The sequence below is a fragment of the Shimia fortis genome, from assembly GCF_040225985.1.
Classification (GTDB): domain Bacteria; phylum Pseudomonadota; class Alphaproteobacteria; order Rhodobacterales; family Rhodobacteraceae; genus Shimia.
Window position 1 is genome coordinate 44,501 of sequence record NZ_JBBPEU010000007.1, and the last position, 22,550, is coordinate 67,050.

Below are 22,550 nucleotides of genomic sequence, written 5' to 3' on the forward strand. Positions count from 1 at the left end.
GATTACCCCTTATTGATCTGGATGGTCTGCACCACGGTTTCGGGCCGCGCACGACTCAGGTCGATATGCAGCAAACCGTTTTCCATGATCGCCTCGCCCACTTCAACCCCGTCGGCCAAAACAAACGAACGCTGGAATTGCCGCGCGGCGATGCCCCTGTGCAGGAACACCCGATCCAGCCCATCATCGGCCTGACGGCCCCGGATGACCAGTTGACGGTCTTCAACCGTGATTGACAGGTCTTCTTCGCGGAACCCGGCCACGGCCAGGGTGATGCGGTAGGAATAATCGGAAGTCTGTTCGATATTGAATGGCGGATAGCCTTCGTTGCCCGTTTTTGCGGTGCGTTCCAGAAGGCGTTCCAGCTGTTCAAAACCAAGCATATGCGGGTAAGAACCCAGAGTCATCTTTGTCATCGACACGTCCTTAGCTCAAGCGACAGTCCATCTTTGGGCCCCACTATGGCAACCCTTTGGAGATAAATATGGGCAGCCCCGCCGCAGAGCGCAAGGGCTTTGCAGAAGACGCCGGAAACGCTATGCTAGGGGTTTGGAACTATTCAGGATTCTCCACAAATGAACGCACCTCATGACCTGTCGATGAAAACCGATGACGTGCTCAGGGTGGAGCTTGAGGTTTTCAAGCAGGAACACCGCGACCTGGACGAGGCGATTCACGCCCTGACCGAGCGCGGCACCGGCGACCAACTGACCATCCAGCGGTTGAAAAAACAGAAGCTGCGGCTGAAAGACCTGATCGCGCGGATCGAAGACCGGCTGACCCCCGATATCATCGCCTGACCCGATACCACCCCTGCCCCATGGCTTGCCAAAAAATGCAGCGTCACTTGGTCTCGGACCCACCTGCAACCCGGCTAGGCGATTGCGAAATCAGGGGCATCGTCTATAAGCAGGATTTCAGCAAACCGAGGCGCAGATGGCAGATATCAAGGTAGGAATCATCATGGGTAGCCAATCCGATTGGCCCACCATGAAACTCGCAGCCGACATCCTGGACGAGTTGGGGATCGCATACGAAAAGAAAATCGTATCCGCCCACCGCACGCCTGACCGTTTGTGGACTTATGGCAAAGAGGCGGCAGATCGCGGCTTGCAGGTGATCATCGCGGGCGCGGGCGGCGCAGCCCACCTGCCCGGCATGATGGCCTCGAAAACGCGCATTCCCGTGGTCGGCGTGCCCGTCCAGACACGCGCCCTGTCGGGCGTGGACAGCCTCTATTCCATTGTGCAGATGCCCAAGGGTTTTCCCGTGGCCACCATGGCGATCGGTGCGGCGGGCGCATCCAATGCGGGCCTGATGGCGGCGGGGATTCTTGCCCTGCAGGACGCCGCCCTTGCGCAGAAACTTGATGCATGGCGCGACGCCCTGTCCGCGTCTATTCCGGATGAACCCCAAGATGACTGATCCCCTTTCCACCGGCGCAACCATCGGCATTCTGGGCGGCGGCCAACTGGGCCGGATGCTGTCCGTCGCCGCCGCGCGGCTTGGCTTCCAGACCCATATTTTCGAACCCGGCGCCAACCCGCCCGCGGGCCATGTCGCACGCCATGTGACGACCGCCTCTTACGACGATGCCGAGGCGCTCAAGGCTTTTGCCGATCAGGTGGACGTGATCACCTATGAATTCGAGAACATTCCCACCTCGGCGCTGGATATTCTCGAGGCGCATTGCCCGATCCGCCCAGGTCGCGAGGCCCTGCGCGTCAGCCAGGACCGCCTGACCGAGAAAAAGTTCCTGCAAAGCCTCGGCTTGAAAACCGCGCCCTTCGCAGCGGTGGACACGCTGGACGACCTTGAGGCGGCGGTCAAACAGATCGGCAAACCGTCGATCCTGAAAACCCGCCGCTTTGGCTATGACGGCAAGGGGCAGGCCCGGATCAAGTCGAAATCCGATATCGCCCAGGCGCATGCCGACATGGCCGGTGCGCCCGCCCTTCTGGAAGGGTTTGTCAACTTCACGCACGAAGTGTCAGTCATCGCCGCACGCGGTCTGACCGGTGATGTGGCCTGTTATGATCCCGGCGAAAACGTGCATCGCGACGGTATCCTGCACACCACCACCGTACCTGCCACCCTCAGCGCGGGTCAGCGCATGGACGCCGTTTTGCTGGCGGCCCGCATCCTGAACGAGCTGAACTATGTCGGCGTGATGGGGGTCGAACTGTTCGTCACACCGCAGGGCCTAATCGTGAACGAGATCGCACCGCGCGTGCACAATTCCGGCCACTGGACCCAGAACGGCTGTGCCGTGGACCAGTTCGAGCAACATATCCGCGCCGTGGTCGGATGGCCTCTGGGCGACGGCCAACGTCACAATGACGTGGTGATGGAAAACCTCATCGGTGACGATATCAACCACGTGCCGCAGATCCTGCGCGAAGCCAACAATGCGCTGCATCTTTATGGCAAGGAAGACGTGAAACCGGGCCGCAAGATGGGCCACGTCAACCGCATCCGCGCCTTCACAGGCTAAAGCGTCCGGCCCGATTGTCTATTGACCGTCGGGCCGTTTATTCGCCCACAAACCGCGCGGCCACGTCACCAGCCATAAAGCTGATCCGGCCCGCACAAATCGTGGCCCCGATCCGGTCGGTGCGGGGGTCCAGCACCACCAAATCCGCGCGCTTGCCCGCCGCGATCTCTCCGCGATCCGCAAGCCCGGCGATCTGTGCCGGTCGGCGTGACACAAGACTCCACGCCTCTTCAAACCCCATCACGCCATCCCGTACCAGCCGCTGCACCGCCTGCTTCGGTGCCGGATAGTGATAGTCCGAGGCAATCGCATCCCCAATGCCCTCGGCCAACAGGTCGGTGGCCGAAACATTGCCCTTGTGCGACCCGCCCCGCACAACGTTGGGCGCGCCCAGAACCACAGGCGTCTGGTCACAATGCGCCGCACTGGCGGCCTCGCGAGTTTCGGGGAACTCAGCCACGGCCACCCCGGCCTGCGCCCAGTGCTGGCGGGCCTCGGCGGTATGGTCGTCATGGCTGCCCAGCAAGACCCTAGCCGCCCGCAATCGCCGCGCCAGCCGCGACACCGCATCGGGCACCTGATCCGCGTGATCGTGCAGGCGTTGCAGCAGCGCAAGATGCGCCTCGGGGCTACGGCCACTTTTCAGCGCCTGCCCGGTCAGGCGCGGCGGGCGTTTGCCCTTGGCCAGCGCCGCATGGGGCACGTGGTCGTTGAACACCACGTATTTGGTGCCGCTCTTGGCCACCAGCGCCTCGAACCGCGCGTATTCGTCCAGCATGTGGGTCTCAAGCCGCAACTGCAGGCGCATGTCGGTCAACAGGCCCTGCGCCCCCTGCAAAGCAGCGCATAAACGCTCGGCAAATTCCGGCCCGCGCATCCCGCCTTCCCATGAAAAGAACTGCGCGAGAAAAGCCGTGGTGATGCCATTGGCGCCAAGTTCGGCATCCACCGATTGCAACCCGACACCCAGATCGCGCATCGCCCCCCGACGCGGCGCAAGGTGGCGTTCGAACCCGTCACCATGCAGGTCCACGATCCCTGGCAGGATCCGGTACCCAGTCAGGTCAATCTCACGCCCCGACGCATCGTCCGCGATCATGCCCTCGTCCAGACAAACCTCCTCCGTCCCGAACCCTTCGGGAAACAGCACCTCGGCCCCGCGCAGGATCATCGCATCCCCTCGAAGGTCGGCACCATGTTTTCAAGGCCCATGTTCTTGTGGAAATGGCCGTGCTCGATAAAATACAGGGTCTCGGCCAGAACCTCGAGATTATTCATCATGAACGTATGCGTCACCGGCAAAACCAGATGGTCCAGCATACCCTCGACCTTGGTCGATTCAACCGAGACCTTGCCGTCATCCGGGCCTTTGATAAGCGCCGAATAGAACGGATTCAGCGACCGGTCTCCGGCAATCACGCCGACGGGAAAATCCACGGGCGGCAGATGCGAGGGCAACCCGTCTGTGCCCAGTTGCCCGCCCGCCGGCCCGTTGATCCAGTCGAACGCCTCGATCTGGCTCATCACATCGACCAGTTCGGTGCCCTGGTTCGGCGGGGCCAGCATGACCACCCGCCCAAGGTTCTCGGGCCGGTTATCCAGCATCCACAGGCGCAACAGGATGCCGCCCATGGAATGCGTCACAAAATGCACCGGCTGGTTACCACAGGCGGTCACGGCATCGGGGATGGTCGGCTCGATCAACTCTTGCACCGATGCCTTGGTCGACGGGTATCCAGGTCGCACCACGTCATAGCCTTCGGCCCGCAACGCCGCCTCGGCCACCAAGAGCGACGCCTCGGTACGCGCCAGCCCGTGCAGCAATACGATGCAATCCGCCAAGGCCGGAACCGGCAGCAGCATCAGCAGAAGAAGAGCCAGACGTAACATATCCTTGAGATAACGGTTCCAACGCCCATACAAAAGGGGAACCACCGCCAAGGACGCAACTAAATGCCCTCACCCCGCCTCGCTGTACGCGCAATAATCATGCAGGATGACAAACTGCTTCTGGTGAATGCCTTTCCACAGGACACGGATGATTTATGGTGCGCCCCAGGCGGCGGGGTCGAGTTGGGATCCTCTTTGCCCGACAACCTGATCCGCGAGGTTTACGAGGAAACCGGGTTGCGGATCGCGGTCGGCGCGCCCTGCCTTGTCAACGAATTCCATAACCCAGAGGACCGTTTTCACCAGGTCGATCTCTACTTCCGCTGCACCATCCTGTTAGGCACTTTGGATGACACATGGCAGGATCCCGAAGAAATCGTGACCCGCCGCAGGTTCGTCAGCCGGACCGAGATGACAGGGCTGCGCTTCAAACCCGACAGCCTGCCCGCAGTCGCTTGGGGGGAGGCGGGGATCAGCTATGATCCCCTCGAACTTCTCGTCAAACCCCGTCTGGAATGAAAGGCGCTGCATAGGTCAGTTTGACCTGCGGCTGCGCTTCGGCAAGGTCGGGCGCATAAAGGCCGGTATGGGACAAAGGAAAGGGCGAGGTCATCCGTTTGGCCCGCGCGAAATCAAACCCGATCCGGCCATAGAACGCAGGCTCTCCCAGAACCACCACGGGCGCGTTGGCATATTGCATCGCCATCTGGCAGAGGGCGCTGCCGATGCCCTTGCGCCGCAGCTTCGGGTCCGTTGCGACCGGTGCCAGCGCCAGCCAGCCCGCAGGCGCCGCCATCCGCGACAGGGCCACGTAGCCCACCACCCGTTTCTTGTGTTCGGCAACCAGTTCAAGCGCCATGTCGCCCGCCTCGCGCAAGGACTCTACAAGCTCTGCCTCGTCGACCTGCCCGAAGGCGGCGCTCAACAGCGCGCGGATGTCAGGGGCTTCGGCGGGGGTGCAGGCACGGATCATCATGTCTAGGGCATAGGGCCTCACTGCGCCTGTCGCAAGCTATCTCTGCCGGAGCGAGAGCAGAACGCCCCCCATGACCAGCGCCGAGGCCAGTGCGAACCGCAGCGTGATCTCTTCGCCCAGAAAGGCCCAGCCCCCCGCAAGGGCGATCACCGGCACCGTCAATTGTGCCACAGCCGCGCGGGTTGCACCAAGCGGTGGCAGGATGTGATACCACAGCGCATAGCCCAGCCCCGAGGTCACGCCCCCCGACACAAGCGCCAGCAGGACGGGCCCCGCCGGCAAGGCCCCCACGTCCCGCGTCAGCCCAATCCAAAGCAGCCCCGCAAGTGCGGCAAGGACAAAGTTCATGGCAGTGGCTTGTAGCGGGTCAGACGCCCCGCGCCCCAACAGCGAATACACACCCCACCCGGCCCCGGCAAAGGCCATCGCCGCGATATGGGGCCAGGAAAACGTCGTGCCTGCGATCGGCCACAACAGCCAGACCAACCCGCCCAGCGCCAGCAACGCCCCGATCCAGCGTATCACGGGCACCGCCTCGCGCGTCAGAACGGCCCCTGCAAACATGGTGATCTGAACCACGGAAAACAGGATCAGCGCCCCGAACCCCGGGTCCAGCGCGGCATAGGCCAGTGAAAAACCGAAAATATAGGCCAGCAGGGCCCCAACCGCCGCCCAGCGCGACAGACCGCCGAAGGCAAAGCGCCGCCGCTGCCAAAGCACCAACAGGCCCAGAACAATGGCCCCCGAGACCAACCGCAGCACCCCGAAAGTGCCCGCCTGCATAGCGCCATCCGCCAGTGCCAGACGGTTCAGAACCGAATTCGCGGCAAAGGCCACCATGGTCAGGCTGGTCAGAAGAAACAGGCGCATCAATCCCGCATACACTGCCGCGGGAACGGGTACACCCCCGTTCACAAAGAAGTGCACCCCCCGCTTCACCTTGGCAAAAATACTCGCGCCGCAGGCAGGCCCGCACAGCGGGCCTTCAAAACGAAAAAGAGGCCGCCCGAAGGCGACCTCTGGAACTCTAGGCCAAAAGGCGTGGGCTTACATCATGCCGCCCATGCCGCCCATGCCGCCCATGTCGGGCATGCCGCCACCGGCACCGCCGTCTTTGGCGGGCTTGTCGGCAACCATGGCTTCGGTGGTGATCAGCAGACCGGCAACCGAGGCCGCATCTTCCAAAGCAGTACGTGCCACTTTGGCCGGGTCGATCACACCAAAGGCGAACATGTCACCGTATTCTTCGGTCTGGGCATTGAAGCCAAAGCTGGTGTCGGTCGATTCACGGACCTTGCCAGCCACAACCGCACCGTCCACGCCGGCGTTCTCGGCGATCTGGCGCAGCGGCGCTTCGATGGCTTTCATCACGATGTTGATGCCTGCGTCCTGATCGGCGTTTTCGCCTTTCAGACCGGCCAGTGCCTTACCGGCCTGAACCAGGGCAACACCACCACCCACGATGACGCCTTCCTGTACAGCGGCGCGGGTCGCGTTCAGAGCATCGTCTACACGGTCTTTACGCTCTTTCACTTCGACTTCGGTCATGCCGCCGACGCGGATCACGGCCACACCGCCCGCCAGTTTGGCAACGCGCTCTTGCAGCTTCTCGCGGTCGTAGTCCGAGGTGGTTTCCTCGATCTGGGTGCGGATCTGGGCCACGCGGGCTTCGATCTCGGCTTTTTCACCTGCACCGTCAACGATGGTGGTTTCGTCTTTGGTGATCTGGATTTTCTTGGCGGTACCAAGCATGTCCATGGTGACCGACTCGAGCTTCATGCCCAGGTCTTCCGAGATGACCTGACCACCGGTCAGGATCGCGATGTCCTGCAGCATGGCCTTGCGGCGATCGCCGAAGCCCGGTGCCTTGACGGCTGCGATTTTCAGGCCGCCGCGCAGTTTGTTGACCACGAGGGTGGCCAGCGCTTCACCTTCGACGTCCTCGGCAATGATCAGCAGCGGCTTCTGCGACTGGATCACCGACTCGAGCAGCGGAACCATCGGCTGCAGCGACGAGAGTTTCTTCTCGTGCAGCAGGATGAGGCAGTCTTCCATTTCCGCGATCATCTTGTCAGCGTTGGTCACGAAATAGGGCGACAGGTACCCACGGTCGAACTGCATGCCTTCGACGACAACGGTCTCGGTTTCAAGACCTTTGTTTTCCTCGACGGTGATCACGCCTTCGTTGCCGACTTTCTGCATCGCGTCTGCGATCTGCTGGCCGATTTCGGCTTCGCCGTTGGCCGAGATAGTGCCAACCTGCGCAACTTCGGCCGAGTCTTTCACGTCACGTGCCGAGGCGCGGATGCCTTCAACCACTTTCGCGGTGGCCAGGTCGATACCACGCTTGAGGTCCATCGGGTTCAGGCCGGCCGCAACTTGCTTCAGACCTTCACGAACGATGGCCTGAGCCAGAACGGTTGCGGTGGTGGTGCCGTCGCCGGCTTCGTCGTTGGTGCGCGAAGCGACTTCTTTCACCATTTGCGCGCCCATGTTCTCGAACTTGTCTTCCAGCTCGATCTCTTTGGCAACCGATACACCGTCTTTGGTGATGCGGGGTGCGCCGAACGACTTGTCCAGAACCACGTTACGGCCTTTGGGGCCCAGGGTTACTTTTACGGCGTCAGCCAGAATGTTCACGCCGCGCAGCATTGCGTTGCGGGCATCGGTGTCGAACTTTACGTCCTTAGCAGCCATTGTGCTTTACCTCTTTGGAATTCTTAATCAGTCAGACGATCAGGACAGGATGCCCATGATGTCGGATTCTTTCATCATCAGCAGCTCTTCGCCGTCGACGGTGACTTCGGTGCCCGACCATTTGCCGAACAGAACGCGGTCGCCCGCTTTCACGTCGAGCGCGATGCGGTCGCCGTCATCGTCACGCAGGCCAGCGCCGGCTGCAACGATCACACCCTCGGCGGGCTTTTCTTTTGCGCTATCGGGGATGATGAGGCCGCCAGCGGTCTTCTCTTCGCTTTCGGTGCGACGAACCAGCACGCGGTCATGCAGAGGTGTAAGTGCCATTGTCTAGGTTTCCCTAACTAGATTTTTCTCCCTGACTCCTCAGCGGAGTCGTTAGCACTCCCTGTCGGCGAGTGCTAACAGACGAATAGCTAGGGGGTGCAAAACTCCGAGTCAACCGGATTGCCGGAAAAAATTTGCGCGTTTTTTCAGCCCGCGCCGTCAGTCTTGATATGCACGACGGCACCGCAGTGTTTGCAGTGCACCGCGTCGGCGTCGTGACGGGTCAGGCCACATCTGGGGCAGGTGTGGTTGACCTTGCTCGGCATCACGATCACCCGCGCCAGATGCAGGAACAGCGATACCCCCAGCACCATGATGCAGATCGCCGCCAGCTTGCCGCCCATGGTCGTGGGCGTGATATCCCCGTATCCCGTGGTGGTAAAGGTGGTGACCGTGAAATAGAGCGCATCCACATAGGCCTCCCAGCCGGTGCGTTCCGTCACCAACAGGGTATAGACCGCCGAGGTCGTGGTGAACACGAACACGATCAGGTTCAGCGCGGCCACCACCGCGTCTTCCCGCATCCGAAAGAACCGGCTGGAGCCGCGCAGGTCCTGCAAAAGATAAAACGAATGCGCAAGGCGCAGGCCCCGCAGAATCCGCAGGAAAGAAAAGTCTACCGCCAGCAACGGATTCAGCACCAATGTCCCAAGGACGATCACATCCGCCCAGACATAGACATGGGACAGATGCTCTTTCTTGTCGGGCGCAATCCAGAGCCGCGCCACGAAGTCCAGAAAGATGATCACCGCCAGAGCGCCGTTGATCACATACATCACGTCCGTTTTGGGAAACGGGGTCACCGCGATGAAATAGCCGATGGTCGCAAGATCGAAGGCGAACATGACGTAGCGGAACAGGACCGATCTGCGCCCCGTGCCGGTGTAAAGCTCATTTACCGATGCCCTGAGTGTTGCCATGCCGTGCCTCTCCCCGCCGCGCGTCATCCGCCCTACCCTGCCTCTTCCCGCGCTTCCACAATCGCGCGCCCCGCGTCGCTCAGCCCGTAGACCCCGGTCGCAACCTTCTGAAACCACCCAAGATGATCCACGCGCATCATGCGTGTGGCCTGCGCGACATCAGTTGCCTTGGCGACCTCGGCCCCCTTGCAGGGCCCGTTTTCCAGCAGAAACACCGCACAGCGCAGCATTTCCTGTTTATAGGCAGTGGTCACCTGCCCGCGCGTCCCGCCCAGATTGGGATCGCCCTCGCGCCGGTCGAACTCGCGCAGCAACGCGCCTTTACGGGGTTTCGACTTGCGGGGGCGAAACTCTACCGGGTCGCAATGGGCCTGCACGTGCCCGTCCGCCAGTCGCACTGACAATACGCCGATGCCCAGCCGTTTGCACAAGCCGACATTGCCCTTGAAACTGCGCCAGCCCGTTTTCCCGGCCCAACGCGGCACGGCGACATAAACCCAGTCGCTCAGCCTTTGCCGCGCCACCGCCTGTTGCAGCAGGGTCAGCGAAAATCCGGTTTTCAATTCGACAATCACAGGGTCTTCACCGTCACGACGGGCCACCACATCCGCCGCGCCCACCTCGGCCTTGACCGCGAACCCGCGCGCCTCGAGCCAGGTTTTGACCGGAAGGTAGAGGTCGGTTTCGCTGATCTTCGCCATGCCCTAGGCTTAGCGCCATTTCCCGGCGCTGCCAAACATCTTGGCACCCCCTGCCCCGATGACTTGCGTTTGCCCCGCCACGCCATATCCTCTGGCCTGTCAGATCACCAAATACGAAGGAATGCCCGTGCGGTTTCTGAATGCCCTGCTCGCCTGCCTGTTCTGGGCAACCACCTTGTTTGCCGACTGTAGCTATCCCACGACTTTTGACAGCTATCCCAAGGATCGGAAGGCTGCGCTTTATGCCCGCACGGCGAAGACTTCATATCCCGAGGGCCTGCTCTGGCAGGTCGAGAAAAACGGGCATGTCTCGTACATCCTTGGCACGATGCACATCGCCGACGCGCGCCACGCGCCAATCCTTGACGCTGTCGCGCCCCTGCTGGATCAGGTCGACGCGGTGTTCCTGGAACTGAGCAAAGAGGCAGAATCGGACTTCCTGCGCTATCTCACCGCGAACCCGGATCTCTACCTGATCCAGCAAGGCCCCAGCCTGATGGAACGCCTTGGCCCCGAGACATGGGCGGCACTGCAACCGCAGTTGAAAGAGGCGGGCCTGCCCGAATTCATGGCGGCGCGCTTCCAGCCCTGGTTCCTCGGCCTGTCGCTGGCCATTCCACCCTGTGTGACCGCCCAGCAGAAGGCTGGTAAACTCGGCCTCGACCGCCAGCTAGAGGCACGCGCTCTGCCCCGCGATCTGCCGATCCGGTCGCTGGATGTGCCTGCGGATCTGGTCAGCCTGATGGGCGGCACCCCTCTGGACGAACAGGTCCGCGATTTCCGCGACAGCCTCGCCTATGGGGCGCTATCGCATGACATTTTCGGAGATATCACAGAGTTCTACTTTAACGAAGAAACCGCGATGATCTGGGAGTTCTCGAAACAGGTGGTGCATGATCAGGCCGGCCCCGCCCACAAAGACCGGATAGACGCGCTGTTTGCCGAGATGGGAAAGGGCCTTGTCACGGAACGGAACCGGCTCTGGATCGACACTCTTGCGCCCGCGCTTTCCGACGCACCGGCCGTTGTCGCCGTTGGCGCGATGCACCTGCCGGGACAGGATGGCGTACTGAGTTTGCTTGCAGAACAGGGATTTGCCGTCAGCCGTGTGCCCCTGACCCACTAAGGGAATTGCTGCATTGCAGCATCACACGTCAGACCTCGTGTCGCAGCCCCGTTGACAACAGGTGACAAGCCTTGGCCCAGCCCCTATAAGGCGCGCAAATTGACGCTTTCCATGAAGGATCCCTGATTATGACCACCCTCGTATTCGGCCACAAATCCCCCGACACCGACTCGACCGGCTCGCCGCTGGTCTGGGCTTGGTACCTGAACGAAGTCAAAGGCGTTGACGCCAAGCCGGTTCTGCTGGGCCAGCCCAACACCGAAGCGGCCTTCATGCTGAATCGCTGGGGCTTTGACATGCTCGACATCATCGAAGACGTGGCCGACGATCAGGCTTGCGTCGTTGTCGACACCAACAACCCTGCCGAACTGCCCGCCAACATCAACGGCGCCGATGTTCAGGCCATCATCGACCACCACAAGCTGGTTGGCGGCCTTGAAACCAAAGGTCCGATCGACATCACCGTGCGCCCGCTGGCCTGCACCGCGACCATCATGTACGACCTGATGGGGGACGACGCCGCCAAGATGCCGGAAAACATCAAGGGCGCGGCCCTGACCTGTATCCTGTCTGACACGCTGGAATTCCGTTCGCCCACCACCACCGACCGTGATCGCGAAGTAGTTGAAGCACTGGCCGCTGATTTGGGCATCAACGTCACCGAATACGCCGCCGAAATGTTCGCCGCGAAATCGGACGTCTCGGCCTTCTCCGACGCAGAGCTGATCCGCATGGACTCGAAAGAATACGAAGTCGACGGCACCAAGTTCCGCGTCTCGGTTCTGGAAACCACCGCGCCGGAAATCCCGCTGAACCGCAAGGACAGCCTGATGGAAACCTTCAAGACCGTCGCCGCTGAAGACGGCGTGGACGAAGTTCTGCTGTTCGTTGTCGACATCCTGAAAGAAGAAGCCACCCTGCTGGTGCCGAACGATCTGGTCAAAGGCGTGGCCGAGAAAAGCTTTGGCGCCACTGTGACCGGCGACGCGGTTGTCCTGCCCGGCATCATGTCGCGCAAGAAACAGATCATCCCGAACCTCAAGGTCTGATCTGCCTTCACAAAGATGCGGAAAGGGCGCCCGTCACGGCGCCCTTTTTTGTGCCGCCTGCGGTGCCCAGTGCAGGTCCTCGACACCAACGAACCGGGATAAGCGGCCCAGTTCCGCATCAAGCCTGCCAAACCGGGCCGTCCCCCATCTCGCATCCGTTTCGGGCCAGAAATTCACCACCGTGAGCGTGCCCGCCTTCCGGTCGGCCTTGAGTTCGATGCGCCCCACGAACCGGTCGCCCTCAAGGATCGGAAACACATAATACCCCCAGACCCGCTTGGCCTTGGGCACGAACATCTCGTTGCGATATTCGAACCCGAACAGACGATAAAGACGCTTTCGGTCCCGCACCGCCGGATCAAACGGGTTGAGAATACGCAGGCGCGATGTTGGGGCGCTTACCTTTTCAAGACGGTCTTCGATATCCATCGGGGCCAACGCAGACTGCCAGTTCCCCGCCGCGGACTGCACCTCCACCTCTTGCAAATCCGGCTGCGCGGCGCACCAATCCTTGACCTCGGCCAGATCCGTTGCATCCCAGAACTGCTGGATCTCGCCCGCCGTACCAACCCCGATCCGCTCAAGCGCGGCACGGCACAACCAGTCCACCTGCGCCGCATCGTCCATATCCACATCCGCATGTTCCGGCGCGAAGACCCGCTCGGCCAGATCATAGACCTTGGTAAACCCGTCGCGATGGCAGGTCGCCAGCTCGCCCGAATACCACATGTAATCCAGAGCCTTCTTGTGCGGCGGACGCGCCCACATCTCGCGCACGCCTTCCACCTTGGTGTCAAAGGCATGGGTCGACAACGCGCCCTCGCGCCGGATGCGGTCCTTGATCTTCTCGCGCTCGGTGGCGTCCGGCAGCCCCCTGAACCAGCCTGCCCGGTCCAACTGGGCCTGTTTGCGCCGGAATTGCCGCCGCCACATGGGCAGGAATTCCATCGGCAACACCGATGCATCATGGGTGAAATGTTCGAACACCGCGCGGTCGCGTGCCAACAGACGATCCAGCATCGGTTCGCGGTAATTCTGGTTGCGGCTCCAAAGAATGTGATGATGCGCGCGCGCCACCACCTGGATCGTATCCAGCTGCACGAACCCCAGGCCCCGGATCACGCCCATCAGATCCAGCGAACCTGTCGGCGTGCGTGCCAATCCCTGCACGGACAGCCACAAATGGCGCGCCTGACGGTTGTCGATCCTAAGCAACGGCCTTCCCCCTTTGCGCCCACAAGACACCGTCCAAGCCCAAGACGCCACCCCTGCTTTTTCTTGGGAAAAATACCTTGGGGTGAATTGGCCCGTCAGGGCCAAGAGGGGCAACGCCCCTCCACCCGCATCACATACGCTTGGCCACCTCTTCCAGCATCACCTCGGTCGCGCCGCCACCAATGGCCTGCACCCGCGCGTCCCGGGCCATGCGCTCAATCGCCATGCCCCGCAAATAGCCTGCACCGCCGTGGAACTGCAGACAGTCATACATGACCTCGTTGACCAGCTCGCCACACAGCGCCTTCAGCATCGATACCTCGCGCACCACATCCTGACCATCGGCATCGCGCGCCGCCGTCTGATAGACCAGCGCCCGCGCCGCCGCGACCCGCGCAGACAACATGGCAAGCCGCTGGCGGATCGCCTGTTTCGTCCAAAGCGGCGCCCCGAAGGCATGGCGCTCTTTCACGTAAGACGTGGTAAGTTCAATCGCGGCCAGCGATTCCCCGACCGCGGCCGCCGCCGCCACAAGACGTTCATTCTGAAAGTTCTGCATGATGGCATAGAACCCGCGCCCCTCGGCCCCGAGGACGTTTTCCACGGGCACCCGCACATCTTGAAAAGACAGTTCCGCCGTGTCCGACGACCGCCACCCGTGCTTGTCCAGAGCGCGACTCACCGAGAAACCCTTCATGCCTTTTTCCAGCAGGAACATGGTCACCGACTGGCTTGACGGGCCGTCCCGGTCGGTCTTGGCCGCCACACAGTAAAGGTCCGCATGTACGCCATTGGTGATGAACATTTTCGAGCCGTTCAGCACATAATGGTCGCCCTCGCGTCGCGCCGTGGTGCGGATGCCCTGCACATCCGATCCGGCGCCGGGTTCGGTGACGCAGACCGCCGTGATTTTGCGCCCAGCCACGATATCCGGCATATACCGCGCCTTCTGGGCCTCGGTGCCCGCGTTGAAAATATGGACCGAGGCCATATCCGTGTGCACAAGCGCGGTAATCGCGAAACCCGAATAGGTCGATTTGCCCAGTTCCTCGGCCATAACCGCCGTGGCGCGCGTATCCATGTTGCTGCCGCCAAATTCCTCGGGATAGCGGATTCCCAGAAAGCCCAGATCGCCCATTTCCCGCAGAACGTCGCGCGGGACCATGCCGGCCTCTTCCCAGGCATCGCCATGGGGTTTGACGCGCTCTTCCACGAAACGGCGGATCTGGTCGCGTAGAATGCTGTGTTCTTCTCCCAGAAACAGATGTTGGTCCATGATGATATCCTCCCTCGAAAGACATGGTTCCGCATGTCTGCGATCCTGTCCACAAAGACGTCGCGCCCGCCGCACTGCGGCAAGGCGAGCCAATGCCCCTGGGGATTTTACTGGAAACCCTGCACGGGCTTTGCGATACCTCGGCCGAACCTTCTGCCGACAGGACCAGACCATGACCCAGATCATCAATGCCCTTTCCGACGTTTCCGACCGCTATGACGCGCTATACGTCGACCTTTGGGGATGCGTGCATAATGGCGTAACCGCCTATCCCGAGGCCGTGGCCGCGCTACAGGCCCACCGGCGGCGCGGTGGTATTGTCGTGCTGGTCACCAATTCGCCCAAACCCCGCGCCGGGGTGGCAACGCAACTGGAAGGGTTCGGCGTACCGGCCGATGCTTATGACACCATCGCCACCTCGGGCGATTCCGCACGCGCAGCCATGTTCACCGGGGCCGTGGGCGAAAAGGTCTATTTCATGGGGGAATGGCAGCGTGACGAACTGTTCTTTTCGCCGCTCGAGGTGATCGAAACCCCCGTGCCGATCACGCGCGTGCCCCTGCAAGAGGCCGAAGGCATCGTCTGCTGCGGCCCCTTCGATCCGATGGCAGACCCCGACGTGAATCGCGCCGATTTCCTGTATGCCAAGACCAAGGGCCTGAAACTTCTGTGCGCCAACCCAGATATCGTGGTCGACCGGGGCGAAACCCGCGAATGGTGCGCGGGCGCACTGGCGCGACTTTATACCGAGATGGGCGGCGAGAGCCTCTATTTCGGCAAGCCCCATCCGCCGATCTATGACCTGGCCCGCCGCCGCCTGACGGCCCTTGGCAAGGACATCCCGGCGTCGGCGATTCTGGCCATTGGCGACGGGGCCCAGACCGATATTGCCGGGGCCATGGGCGAGGATATTGATTCCCTGTTCATCTCTGGCGGGCTTGCCGCAACGGAAACCAAAACGTCGCACGACCCCGACCCAAAGGCCCTAACCGCCTATCTTCAAAAGGAAAACGTCGCACCAGCCTATACGATCGGGCAATTGCGCTAGGCAGATTAGGGGTTGATTTTCTGCGCCTGCAAAGTAATAAAGTTGCGAATGCTGGCGCAGAGTCGCCCGAAAATTACCAAGCCGACGCAGACCGGAGGACGGAATGTTGGATAACCTGCCGCGCGGAACCATTTGTATCGAAGATATCGAAATGGGCATGTCGCGCCACCTTCGCAAAGTCGTGACCGACGAAGACATCCAGATGTTCGCCCAGGTTTCGACCGACCATAACCCGGTGCATATGGACGACGACTATGCCAATGACACCATCTTCGAAGGCCGCATCGCGCACGGGATGCTGACCGCCGGCCTGATCTCTGCGGTCATCGGAGAACAGCTTCCGGGACATGGCACCGTCTATATGGGCCAGACCTTGAAATTCCTGGCCCCTGTCCGCCCCGGCGACACCGTCTATGCCGAGGTCAAGGTCACCGACATCGACTTTGCCAAGCGCCGCGTCAAGATGGATTGCCACTGCTCGGTCGATGGCAAGAAGGTTCTGATCGGCGAAGCCACCGTTCTCGCGCCTTCGCGCAAGTTCGACTGATCCAAAGACAGGTTGCGCGCCCCGCACCCGGGCGCACAAGCAGCAAGATTTGCCGCCTCGGAGCCTCTCCGGGGCGGTTTGCGTTTATTATGGATGTGATGTGGTCCGGTATGACAGGCGGCGCCGCCAATGTGGAATATCGGACGGGGTTTCCCCCGCACCCCGACCCGGGTCCAGATGTCCCCCGCCACGGGGACCGCTTCCAGTGTCATACGACGCCGGCCTTGTCGGGGCACGGCGAAGGATCGATCGCAAATGGTTCTAAAGGCACGGCGTTAATCTTTTGACAGGCCACCGCGCGCTGCGTCACGGGCCACCTGCGCATAACGGCGCTTGATCCTCCCGCGCAAGGGGGCTACCCCTTCGGCCATGCGGATCATTCGTGACTATCAATACGTGGACGAACGCGATCGGGGCGCAAGCGCCGCGATCGGTAATTTCGACGGGGTGCATCTGGGCCATCAGTCGGTGATCGACCTTGCGCGCAACGGCGGCAATGGCGCGCCGCTGGGCATTGTGACCTTTGAACCTCACCCGCGTGAATTCTTTGCACCCGACGCCCCGCCTTTCCGGCTGACCAGCGCGGAAACCCGTGCCAACAGGCTTGAAAAGCTGGGGGTCGAGCGTCTCTATGAACTGCCCTTCAACGCGACCCTGTCCGGCCTGACCCCCGAGGCGTTTGCCCGCGAGGTTCTGGCCGAGGGGCTGGGCCTGCGTCACGTGGTTGTCGGCGCCGATTTCTGTTTCGGCAAAGGGCGTAAGGGCACCGCAGAGGACTTGAAGAGTTTTGGCCGGGACATGGGGTTTGATGTCACCATCGCCCCCCTGCTGCGCGATGACGAGGTGCAGGTGTCCTCGACCGCGATCCGCACCGCGCTGAGTGATGGGCGCCCCCGCGATGCGGCCACGATGCTGGGCCACTGGCACCGTGTCGACGGGCCCGTAATCGGCGGCGACCAGCGTGGCCGCGACCTTGGCTTTCCCACCGCGAACATGTCGATTGACGGGCTGCACCCGCCGAAATTCGGGGTATTTGCGGTGTTGGTCGATGTGCTCGAAGGGCCCCACAAAGGCAGCTATCAGGGCGCGGCTTCGGTCGGGGTGCGGCCCATGTTCGGGGTCAACAAGGCCAACATCGAAACCCATATCTTCGACTTCTCCGGCGACCTTTACGGCACGGAACTGTCCATCGCGCTGATTGATTTCCTGCGCCCCGAGTGGAAGTTCGACGGTGTCGAGGAATTGATCGCGCAGATCGACAAGGACTGTCGCCAATGCCGCGACATCCTGGCGGCGCTATGACCAACCGTGACCCGATAGCACGGGACGGGCTGGCCCACCGGTTCTGGGAGCGCAAGCCCCTGACCAAGCTGAACCAGCGCGAATGGGAGGCACTTTGCGACGGCTGTGGCAAGTGCTGCCTGAACAAGCTCGAGGATTCCGAGACGGGCCGGGTCGAGCTGACCTGCGTCGCCTGCCGGCTGTTGGACGATGACAGCTGCCGTTGCACCCAATATGACATTCGCCACCAGTTCGTGCCCGAATGCATCGTCATGAGCCCGAGCAATATCGACGATCACGCCTACTGGATGCCCCGCACCTGCGCCTATCGGCTGTTATGGGAGGGCAAACCCTTGTTCGACTGGCATCCGCTGATTTCCGGCGACCCCGAAACGGTCCATGCTGCGGGCGTTTCGGTGCGCCACCGCACGGTGTCGGAATTCGAAATCGATGAAGATGACTGGGAAGACTATATCATTGAGGAGCCCGTCTGATGTTTTTTGCCTCTGACAATGCAGGTCCGGCGCATGATGCCATCATCGCAGCGCTGGCCACGGCCAACCGGGGCTATGCCATGCCCTATGGCGCCGATCCCATCATGGACGAGGTGCGCGCCAAGATCCGCACCATTTTCGAAGCCCCTACGGCCGAGGTCTATCTGGTGGCCACGGGTACGGCCGCGAATGCGCTGGCGCTGGCCTGCTATGCCCAGCCGTGGCAGACCGTGTTCTGTTCCCCCGTTGCTCATATCCACGAGGATGAATGCAACGCACCCGAGTTCTATGCAGGCGGTGCAAAGCTGACCCTGGTGGGCGATGGCGCCAAGATGACGCCCGACAACCTGCGCAGCGCCATCGAGGGCGAGGAAACCCGCGGCGTTCACGGCCCCCAGCGCGGCCCCGTATCGATCACCCAGGTGACCGAACGCGGCACGGTCTATTCCGTGGACGAATTGCGCGCGCTGTGCGACGTGGCGAAATCTTTTGACCTGCCCGTGCATCTGGACGGCGCACGCTTTGCCAATGCGCTGGTCGCCTTGGGATGCACCCCAGCCGAGATGACATGGAAAGCGGGCGTGGATGTGGTTAGTTTTGGCGGCACCAAGAATGGTTGTGTCGGCGTAGAGGCGGTGATCCTGTTTGACCCGGACAAGGCGTGGGAATTCGAACTGCGCCGCAAACGCGGGGCACATCTGTTTTCCAAGCACCGCTACCTGTCGGCCCAGATGAACGCTTATCTGACCGAGGACCTCTGGCGTCTGAGCGCGACCAAGGCCAATGCAAACTGCGCGCGGCTGGTGGCGGGCCTTAAAGAGGCGGGCGTCACTTTCCTGCACGATCCGCAGGCCAATATCGTGTTCTGCAGCTTCCCCCGCGCAGCACACCAGCGCCTGCACGATGCAGGGGCGGTCTATTACGTCTGGTCCGGCGCGCTGGAAGGCGACGACCCCGATGAGATGCTCGAAGCACGGCTGGTCTGCGACTGGTCGCTGTCCGAGACCCAGATCGACCAGTTTGTTGCCCTCGTGAAACCGGCCTGACCTCAGCCCTCGGCGCGCCGGACGTTTTGCAGGATTTCGGCCGCCACGGTTTTCGGATGGGTGATTGGCCCCATATGCGCCAAGCCTTCAAAGGTTTTGCGGCGTGCCCCATGCACCCGCGCGGCGATGCCATCCTGCACGACCTTCATCAGGGCCGGTGACTCGGCCCCATCCATCAGGACAAGCGGCGCCTGGATCTCGCCAAGACGCGGGATCAGGCCCCAGTTGTCATGCCCCAAAGATGGTTCACTGTCGCGAATGACGGTGATCCGCCGCGTCGCCCCCGCCCGCAGGTCTTCGGGCAGGTCATCCCAGCGGCGCCCATCCCCCCAGACCCGCATGAAGGCGCGGGCCGCCCTGTCGGGGTGCCCTGCCGCAATTTCGGTCATCACGGTCTGCATGAGCGCAGCATTCCACGCCGCCTGCTCCGGTCCGTCCTCTCGGGCCACAGCCATCAAGACCGGTTCGAACAGGGACACGGATTTGACCAGATGCGGGTATTGCACCGCCAGCCGCAGCGCGATGACGCCGCCATAGCTGTGGCCGATCAAATGCATGGGACGGCCAAGAAACGGGCGCACGGCGGCGACCGTCGCGTCGGTGATGTCGCCTTGCCCGTCCCAGTCGGGGCTACGCCCGTGACTGGGCAGGTCCAGCGCGGTGACTGTCATGTCCTCTGCCAAAGCCCCCGCGACCCCGCGCCATGCGCCGGAATGCGCCAACGAACAATGAAGCGCCAGCGCCGGTTCGGGGCCATGCCCGAAGCTGCGCGCGTGAAGATGCAAGGGCGCGACCGTGTCCAGCCCCATAATCAGAGCTCTCCCGACAGATGCATGTCGAGGTCTTCGAGCCGGTCCTGCCCCCAGAAGGCCGCGCCGGTGTCGACCACATAGAACGGCGCCCCGAAGGCCCCTGCGGCGATGCCGTCTTCAAGGTTCTTTTCATAGATTTCGGCCCCGACCAGAAGGCCGCTATCGGCCAGTGACGGATCGAACCCCGCCTCGGACAGGCACGCCTTGATGACGTCATCCTGCGCGATGTCCTTGTCTTCGACCCAGCAGGCCCGCATCAGCCCCTGGCATAGCTTGCCCAGGTCGCCACCGCCGGCCTTTTGCGCGGCAATCACGGCATAAGAGGACGGCGCCATGTTGGTCGGCCAGTGGGCCGGTTGCAGGTTGAACGGCATGCCAGCCTTTTTGGCCTGACGCGGCAGTTCCTGTGCACGATAGGCGATGCGATTCGGGTGCCGGTCCTTGGGCGCAACACCCCCGGTACGCGCAAAAAGCGCCATGATATCGAGAGGTTTGTAGGTGATCGTCGCCCCGTGCTTGGCCGCGATCTCCTCCAACCGGTTGCCCGCGAGATATGCATAGGGGGAAATCGTCGAGAAATAATAGTCGATATGTGGCATTTGGGACCTCTGCGCGTCTGCATCACTTTGCCAGAAGGTAGGGCCATGTTAAGCGGTGTGCAACGTCACGAATCTGTCATTCGTGGATTCGGATATCTGCCTGGGGACCACTCAAATGCCTACCATCCTGGAACCGAAACTCATCACGGGAACCGCCAACAAACCGCTGGCTCTGGCGATTGCACGCCGCATGTCGATGCATCGCGGCAAAACGCTGGGTCTTGTGGACGCCCGTGTCGAACGGTTCAACGACCAAGAAATCTTTGTCGAAGTGTTCGAAAACGTGCGCGGCGAAGATATGTTCATTATCCAGCCGACCTCGAATCCGGCCAATGACAACCTGATGGAACTGCTGATCATGACCGACGCGCTGCGCCGGTCGTCGGCGGCGCGCATCACCGCCGTGATCCCGTATTTCGGCTATGCCCGCCAGGACCGCCGCGCCAAGGCGCGCACGCCGATCTCGGCCAAGCTGGTCGCCAATATGCTGGTCGAGGCCGGCGTGGAACGGGTTCTGACCATGGACCTGCACGCTGCGCAGATTCAGGGCTTCTTCGATATCCCCGTCGACAACCTCTATGCCTCGCCCGTCTTTGCGCTTGATATCATGCACCAGTTTCCGGGCGAACTACTCAAGGATGTCATGGTCGTCTCGCCTGACGTGGGCGGCGTGGCCCGGGCCCGCGAACTTGCCAAACGGATCGGCGCGCCCCTGTCGATTGTGGACAAACGCCGCGAAAAGCCCGGTGAGGTCGCCGAGATGACTGTGATCGGGAATGTCGAAGGCAAAAAATGTATCATCGTCGACGACATGTGCGACACCGCCGGCACGCTCTGCAAAGCGGCCGAGGTCCTGATGGAGCACGGCGCGACCGAGGTGCATTCCTATATCACCCACGGTGTCATGTCCGGCCCTGCCGTCGATCGCGTCACCAAATCCGTGATGAAATCGCTGGTCATCACCGACTCGATCCAGCCGACCCAACCGGTTCTGGACGCTCCGAATATCCGCATCGTGCCCACAGCCCCGATGTTTGCACAGGCGATCATGAATATCTGGAACGGCACCAGCGTGTCGTCGCTGTTTGAAACCGAAACGCTGGAACCCGCCTATGAGGGCATGTTCCCGTCCTGATCGGACGCCCGGTTCGCGAAACAACAAAGGGCGCCCGTGTGGCGCCCTTTTGCGTCAGCGGATTTCCCAGTCGTCGTCGTTGGCAAGTTCGCCAATCGCGGTCCAGTTCATGCGCACGCGGGCAACGCGGCTATCCCCCCATGTGCGAAACACGAGGTCGAACCCCGCACGGGTGACCTTCTCGGACAGGATTTCAATACGCTGATGGGGGCCGCTGTCGATATCGGACAGGGACAGGCCAACATGTACCGCAGGCACGTCAAGGAAGGGTTCGGTAAACACCACCGGGATCCGACGTTCGCGGGCACCATGTCCCGTCCACATTTCACCACCATTTTCGAAATCCGCAAAAATGGGCACGTCGCCCTGCTCAATGCCGATGAGATGTGTTCTGAGTCGTTTCATGGGCCGTACCAAAAATGTCTAACTTGACGACAAAACACGCACTAATCAACAAAACAAGGGGCCACGCCTGTTGGCGCAGCCCCTCTGAACTGTTTTTACAGGGTCTGGATCAATCCATCGCGTCCAGCAGGTCGACGAGGTCGGCAACAAACTTCTCTGCTGCATCCTTGTCTTCTGCCGCCGCAGCCGCAGCCGCGTCGCGGGCTGCCGTCAGGACGTCTTCCAGATCTGCCTTGGTCACTTCCGATCCCACATGCGCGTGTTCGGCAATCACCGAGATCGACTCGGCCGAGATTTCCGCGAAACCGCGGGTCACGACAAAATCTTTCTCGCCTTCGGGCGATTGCACCTTCACGACACCGGGACGCAGCGAGGTCAGCACAGCGGCGTGACCCGGCATGGCGGTCATGTCGCCATCTGCGCCCGGGATCTGGACCGAGGTCACCTCGAGCGAAGCAAGGCTACGCTCGGGGCTGACCAGGTCAAATTGCATCGTGTTTGCCATCAGGGGC

The 22,550-nt window shown here is 61.7% G+C and carries 27 protein-coding genes; 12 read left to right on the plus strand and 15 right to left on the minus strand.

Features of this window, described 5'->3' with window-relative positions; genetic code table 11:
* Window positions 1–2: 2 nt before the first annotated feature.
* Entirely contained in the window at window positions 3–416 is a 414-nt protein-coding gene (locus tag WNE31_RS11790; RefSeq protein WP_349979978.1) for an Hsp20 family protein, read from the minus strand.
* A gap of 159 nt (window positions 417–575) precedes the next feature.
* Here WNE31_RS11790 and WNE31_RS11795 point away from each other — a divergent pair, with 159 nt between their 5' ends.
* From WNE31_RS11795 to WNE31_RS11805, 3 genes are all read left to right on the plus strand, one after another.
* Window positions 576–800 carry a YdcH family protein gene (locus WNE31_RS11795; protein WP_349979979.1) on the plus strand — a complete coding sequence of 75 codons (225 nt, stop codon included), beginning with the start codon at window positions 576–578 and terminating at the stop codon, window positions 798–800.
* Window positions 801–936: 136 nt separating this feature from the next.
* Window positions 937–1,425: a 5-(carboxyamino)imidazole ribonucleotide mutase gene (gene purE, locus WNE31_RS11800; protein ID WP_349979980.1), complete on the plus strand. Its 489-nt coding sequence runs from the start codon at window positions 937–939 to the stop codon at window positions 1,423–1,425.
* Entirely contained in the window at window positions 1,418–2,494 is a 1,077-nt protein-coding gene (locus tag WNE31_RS11805; protein WP_349979981.1) for a 5-(carboxyamino)imidazole ribonucleotide synthase, read from the plus strand. Before purE ends, WNE31_RS11805 begins: the two co-directional genes overlap by 8 nt.
* A gap of 37 nt (window positions 2,495–2,531) precedes the next feature.
* Here the strand turns inward: WNE31_RS11805 and WNE31_RS11810 are convergent, their stop codons facing one another.
* Together WNE31_RS11810 and WNE31_RS11815 are read right to left on the minus strand one after the other, a co-directional pair.
* On the minus strand, window positions 2,532–3,665 hold the full coding sequence (locus WNE31_RS11810; RefSeq protein ID WP_349979982.1) for an alpha-D-ribose 1-methylphosphonate 5-triphosphate diphosphatase: 1,134 nt from the start codon (window positions 3,663–3,665) through the stop codon (window positions 2,532–2,534).
* On the minus strand, window positions 3,662–4,384 hold the full coding sequence (locus WNE31_RS11815; protein WP_349979983.1) for an esterase/lipase family protein: 723 nt from the start codon (window positions 4,382–4,384) through the stop codon (window positions 3,662–3,664). The genes WNE31_RS11810 and WNE31_RS11815 overlap by 4 nt, the downstream gene beginning before the upstream one ends.
* 63 nt (window positions 4,385–4,447) lie before the next feature.
* Here WNE31_RS11815 and WNE31_RS11820 point away from each other — a divergent pair, with 63 nt between their 5' ends.
* Window positions 4,448–4,903 (plus strand): NUDIX hydrolase, encoded by a 456-nt coding sequence (locus WNE31_RS11820; RefSeq protein WP_349979984.1) that lies wholly within the window; start codon window positions 4,448–4,450, stop codon window positions 4,901–4,903.
* Here WNE31_RS11820 and WNE31_RS11825 read toward each other — a convergent pair.
* The 6 genes from WNE31_RS11825 to WNE31_RS11850 form a co-directional block, all read right to left on the minus strand.
* Window positions 4,884–5,360: a GNAT family N-acetyltransferase gene (locus WNE31_RS11825; protein ID WP_349979985.1), complete on the minus strand. Its 477-nt coding sequence runs from the start codon at window positions 5,358–5,360 to the stop codon at window positions 4,884–4,886. The genes WNE31_RS11820 and WNE31_RS11825 overlap by 20 nt on opposite strands.
* Before the next feature lie 36 nt (window positions 5,361–5,396).
* Window positions 5,397–6,230 (minus strand): DMT family transporter, encoded by an 834-nt coding sequence (locus tag WNE31_RS11830; protein ID WP_349979986.1) that lies wholly within the window; start codon window positions 6,228–6,230, stop codon window positions 5,397–5,399.
* A gap of 177 nt (window positions 6,231–6,407) precedes the next feature.
* Entirely contained in the window at window positions 6,408–8,057 is a 1,650-nt protein-coding gene (groL, locus tag WNE31_RS11835) for a chaperonin GroEL (RefSeq protein ID WP_349979987.1), read from the minus strand.
* Window positions 8,058–8,096: 39 nt separating this feature from the next.
* Complete coding sequence (locus tag WNE31_RS11840; protein WP_349979988.1) at window positions 8,097–8,384, minus strand: co-chaperone GroES; 288 nt, start codon at window positions 8,382–8,384, stop codon at window positions 8,097–8,099.
* Window positions 8,385–8,530: 146 nt separating this feature from the next.
* Complete coding sequence (locus WNE31_RS11845; RefSeq protein ID WP_349979989.1) at window positions 8,531–9,304, minus strand: potassium channel family protein; 774 nt, start codon at window positions 9,302–9,304, stop codon at window positions 8,531–8,533.
* Between the two features lie 32 nt (window positions 9,305–9,336).
* Window positions 9,337–10,005 (minus strand): DUF2161 domain-containing phosphodiesterase, encoded by a 669-nt coding sequence (locus WNE31_RS11850; protein ID WP_349979990.1) that lies wholly within the window; start codon window positions 10,003–10,005, stop codon window positions 9,337–9,339.
* 127 nt (window positions 10,006–10,132) lie between these two features.
* On the opposite strand from WNE31_RS11850, the gene WNE31_RS11855 reads away from it, so the two are divergent.
* Window positions 10,133–11,131 (plus strand): TraB/GumN family protein, encoded by a 999-nt coding sequence (locus WNE31_RS11855; RefSeq protein ID WP_349979991.1) that lies wholly within the window; start codon window positions 10,133–10,135, stop codon window positions 11,129–11,131.
* A gap of 128 nt (window positions 11,132–11,259) precedes the next feature.
* Window positions 11,260–12,180 (plus strand): manganese-dependent inorganic pyrophosphatase, encoded by a 921-nt coding sequence (locus WNE31_RS11860; RefSeq protein ID WP_349979993.1) that lies wholly within the window; start codon window positions 11,260–11,262, stop codon window positions 12,178–12,180.
* A gap of 33 nt (window positions 12,181–12,213) precedes the next feature.
* On the opposite strand, the gene WNE31_RS11865 is transcribed toward WNE31_RS11860, so the two are convergent.
* Both WNE31_RS11865 and WNE31_RS11870 read right to left on the minus strand, forming a co-directional pair.
* On the minus strand, window positions 12,214–13,395 hold the full coding sequence (locus tag WNE31_RS11865; RefSeq protein WP_349979994.1) for a winged helix-turn-helix domain-containing protein: 1,182 nt from the start codon (window positions 13,393–13,395) through the stop codon (window positions 12,214–12,216).
* Between the two features lie 130 nt (window positions 13,396–13,525).
* Window positions 13,526–14,671: an acyl-CoA dehydrogenase family protein gene (locus WNE31_RS11870; RefSeq protein WP_349979995.1), complete on the minus strand. Its 1,146-nt coding sequence runs from the start codon at window positions 14,669–14,671 to the stop codon at window positions 13,526–13,528.
* Between the two features lie 172 nt (window positions 14,672–14,843).
* Here WNE31_RS11870 and WNE31_RS11875 point away from each other — a divergent pair, with 172 nt between their 5' ends.
* The 5 genes from WNE31_RS11875 to WNE31_RS11895 all read left to right on the plus strand — a co-directional run bounded on the left by WNE31_RS11875 (window position 14,844) and on the right by WNE31_RS11895 (window position 19,087).
* A complete protein-coding gene (locus WNE31_RS11875) occupies window positions 14,844–15,719 on the plus strand; it encodes a TIGR01459 family HAD-type hydrolase (protein ID WP_349979996.1) in 876 nt (291 codons plus the stop codon).
* A gap of 103 nt (window positions 15,720–15,822) precedes the next feature.
* On the plus strand, window positions 15,823–16,266 hold the full coding sequence (locus WNE31_RS11880; protein WP_349979997.1) for a MaoC family dehydratase: 444 nt from the start codon (window positions 15,823–15,825) through the stop codon (window positions 16,264–16,266).
* Between the two features lie 369 nt (window positions 16,267–16,635).
* The gene (locus tag WNE31_RS11885; protein ID WP_349979998.1) at window positions 16,636–17,568 is read left to right on the plus strand and encodes a bifunctional riboflavin kinase/FAD synthetase; all 933 of its coding nucleotides are present in this window, start codon (window positions 16,636–16,638) and stop codon (window positions 17,566–17,568) included.
* Complete coding sequence (locus WNE31_RS11890; protein ID WP_349979999.1) at window positions 17,565–18,041, plus strand: YcgN family cysteine cluster protein; 477 nt, start codon at window positions 17,565–17,567, stop codon at window positions 18,039–18,041. The genes WNE31_RS11885 and WNE31_RS11890 overlap by 4 nt, the downstream gene beginning before the upstream one ends.
* Window positions 18,041–19,087: a threonine aldolase family protein gene (locus tag WNE31_RS11895; protein WP_349980000.1), complete on the plus strand. Its 1,047-nt coding sequence runs from the start codon at window positions 18,041–18,043 to the stop codon at window positions 19,085–19,087. The genes WNE31_RS11890 and WNE31_RS11895 overlap by 1 nt, the downstream gene beginning before the upstream one ends.
* A 2-nt stretch (window positions 19,088–19,089) precedes the next feature.
* On the opposite strand, the gene WNE31_RS11900 is transcribed toward WNE31_RS11895, so the two are convergent.
* Complete coding sequence (locus tag WNE31_RS11900) at window positions 19,090–19,896, minus strand: alpha/beta fold hydrolase (protein ID WP_349980001.1); 807 nt, start codon at window positions 19,894–19,896, stop codon at window positions 19,090–19,092.
* Between the two features lie 2 nt (window positions 19,897–19,898).
* Window positions 19,899–20,498 carry a 2-hydroxychromene-2-carboxylate isomerase gene (locus WNE31_RS11905; protein ID WP_349980002.1) on the minus strand — a complete coding sequence of 200 codons (600 nt, stop codon included), beginning with the start codon at window positions 20,496–20,498 and terminating at the stop codon, window positions 19,899–19,901.
* Between the two features lie 115 nt (window positions 20,499–20,613).
* On the opposite strand from WNE31_RS11905, the gene WNE31_RS11910 reads away from it, so the two are divergent.
* A complete protein-coding gene (locus tag WNE31_RS11910; protein ID WP_349980003.1) occupies window positions 20,614–21,633 on the plus strand; it encodes a ribose-phosphate pyrophosphokinase in 1,020 nt (339 codons plus the stop codon).
* A 54-nt stretch (window positions 21,634–21,687) separates the two neighbouring features.
* On the opposite strand, the gene WNE31_RS11915 is transcribed toward WNE31_RS11910, so the two are convergent.
* Both WNE31_RS11915 and WNE31_RS11920 read right to left on the minus strand, forming a co-directional pair.
* On the minus strand, window positions 21,688–22,038 hold the full coding sequence (locus tag WNE31_RS11915; RefSeq protein ID WP_349980004.1) for an H-type lectin domain-containing protein: 351 nt from the start codon (window positions 22,036–22,038) through the stop codon (window positions 21,688–21,690).
* 109 nt (window positions 22,039–22,147) lie between these two features.
* On the minus strand, window positions 22,148–22,543 hold the full coding sequence (locus tag WNE31_RS11920) for a F0F1 ATP synthase subunit epsilon (protein WP_349980005.1): 396 nt from the start codon (window positions 22,541–22,543) through the stop codon (window positions 22,148–22,150).
* Window positions 22,544–22,550: the final 7 nt, after the last annotated feature.

Bases quoted from the DNA above. Each gene is read 5' to 3' on its own strand.
- WNE31_RS11845 (WP_349979989.1), bottom strand. From the start codon at position 9,304: ATGGCAACACTCAGGGCATCGGTAAATGAGCTTTACACCGGCACGGGG.
- WNE31_RS11860 (WP_349979993.1), top strand. From the start codon at position 11,260: ATGACCACCCTCGTATTCGGCCACAAATCCCCCGACACCGACTCGACC.
- WNE31_RS11920 (WP_349980005.1), bottom strand. From the start codon at position 22,543: ATGGCAAACACGATGCAATTTGACCTGGTCAGCCCCGAGCGTAGCCTT.
- WNE31_RS11875 (WP_349979996.1), top strand. From the start codon at position 14,844: ATGACCCAGATCATCAATGCCCTTTCCGACGTTTCCGACCGCTATGAC.
- WNE31_RS11830 (WP_349979986.1), bottom strand. From the start codon at position 6,230: ATGCGCCTGTTTCTTCTGACCAGCCTGACCATGGTGGCCTTTGCCGCG.
- WNE31_RS11895 (WP_349980000.1), top strand. From the start codon at position 18,041: ATGTTTTTTGCCTCTGACAATGCAGGTCCGGCGCATGATGCCATCATC.
- WNE31_RS11820 (WP_349979984.1), top strand. From the start codon at position 4,448: ATGCCCTCACCCCGCCTCGCTGTACGCGCAATAATCATGCAGGATGAC.
- WNE31_RS11880 (WP_349979997.1), top strand. From the start codon at position 15,823: ATGTTGGATAACCTGCCGCGCGGAACCATTTGTATCGAAGATATCGAA.
- WNE31_RS11870 (WP_349979995.1), bottom strand. From the start codon at position 14,671: ATGGACCAACATCTGTTTCTGGGAGAAGAACACAGCATTCTACGCGAC.
- WNE31_RS11900 (WP_349980001.1), bottom strand. From the start codon at position 19,896: ATGGGGCTGGACACGGTCGCGCCCTTGCATCTTCACGCGCGCAGCTTC.
- WNE31_RS11915 (WP_349980004.1), bottom strand. From the start codon at position 22,038: ATGAAACGACTCAGAACACATCTCATCGGCATTGAGCAGGGCGACGTG.
- groL (WP_349979987.1), bottom strand. From the start codon at position 8,057: ATGGCTGCTAAGGACGTAAAGTTCGACACCGATGCCCGCAACGCAATG.
- WNE31_RS11910 (WP_349980003.1), top strand. From the start codon at position 20,614: ATGCCTACCATCCTGGAACCGAAACTCATCACGGGAACCGCCAACAAA.
- purE (WP_349979980.1), top strand. From the start codon at position 937: ATGGCAGATATCAAGGTAGGAATCATCATGGGTAGCCAATCCGATTGG.
- WNE31_RS11815 (WP_349979983.1), bottom strand. From the start codon at position 4,384: ATGTTACGTCTGGCTCTTCTTCTGCTGATGCTGCTGCCGGTTCCGGCC.
- WNE31_RS11840 (WP_349979988.1), bottom strand. From the start codon at position 8,384: ATGGCACTTACACCTCTGCATGACCGCGTGCTGGTTCGTCGCACCGAA.
- WNE31_RS11850 (WP_349979990.1), bottom strand. From the start codon at position 10,005: ATGGCGAAGATCAGCGAAACCGACCTCTACCTTCCGGTCAAAACCTGG.
- WNE31_RS11805 (WP_349979981.1), top strand. From the start codon at position 1,418: ATGACTGATCCCCTTTCCACCGGCGCAACCATCGGCATTCTGGGCGGC.
- WNE31_RS11890 (WP_349979999.1), top strand. From the start codon at position 17,565: ATGACCAACCGTGACCCGATAGCACGGGACGGGCTGGCCCACCGGTTC.
- WNE31_RS11905 (WP_349980002.1), bottom strand. From the start codon at position 20,498: ATGCCACATATCGACTATTATTTCTCGACGATTTCCCCCTATGCATAT.
- WNE31_RS11885 (WP_349979998.1), top strand. From the start codon at position 16,636: ATGCGGATCATTCGTGACTATCAATACGTGGACGAACGCGATCGGGGC.
- WNE31_RS11810 (WP_349979982.1), bottom strand. From the start codon at position 3,665: ATGATCCTGCGCGGGGCCGAGGTGCTGTTTCCCGAAGGGTTCGGGACG.
- WNE31_RS11790 (WP_349979978.1), bottom strand. From the start codon at position 416: ATGACAAAGATGACTCTGGGTTCTTACCCGCATATGCTTGGTTTTGAA.
- WNE31_RS11795 (WP_349979979.1), top strand. From the start codon at position 576: ATGAACGCACCTCATGACCTGTCGATGAAAACCGATGACGTGCTCAGG.
- WNE31_RS11825 (WP_349979985.1), bottom strand. From the start codon at position 5,360: ATGATGATCCGTGCCTGCACCCCCGCCGAAGCCCCTGACATCCGCGCG.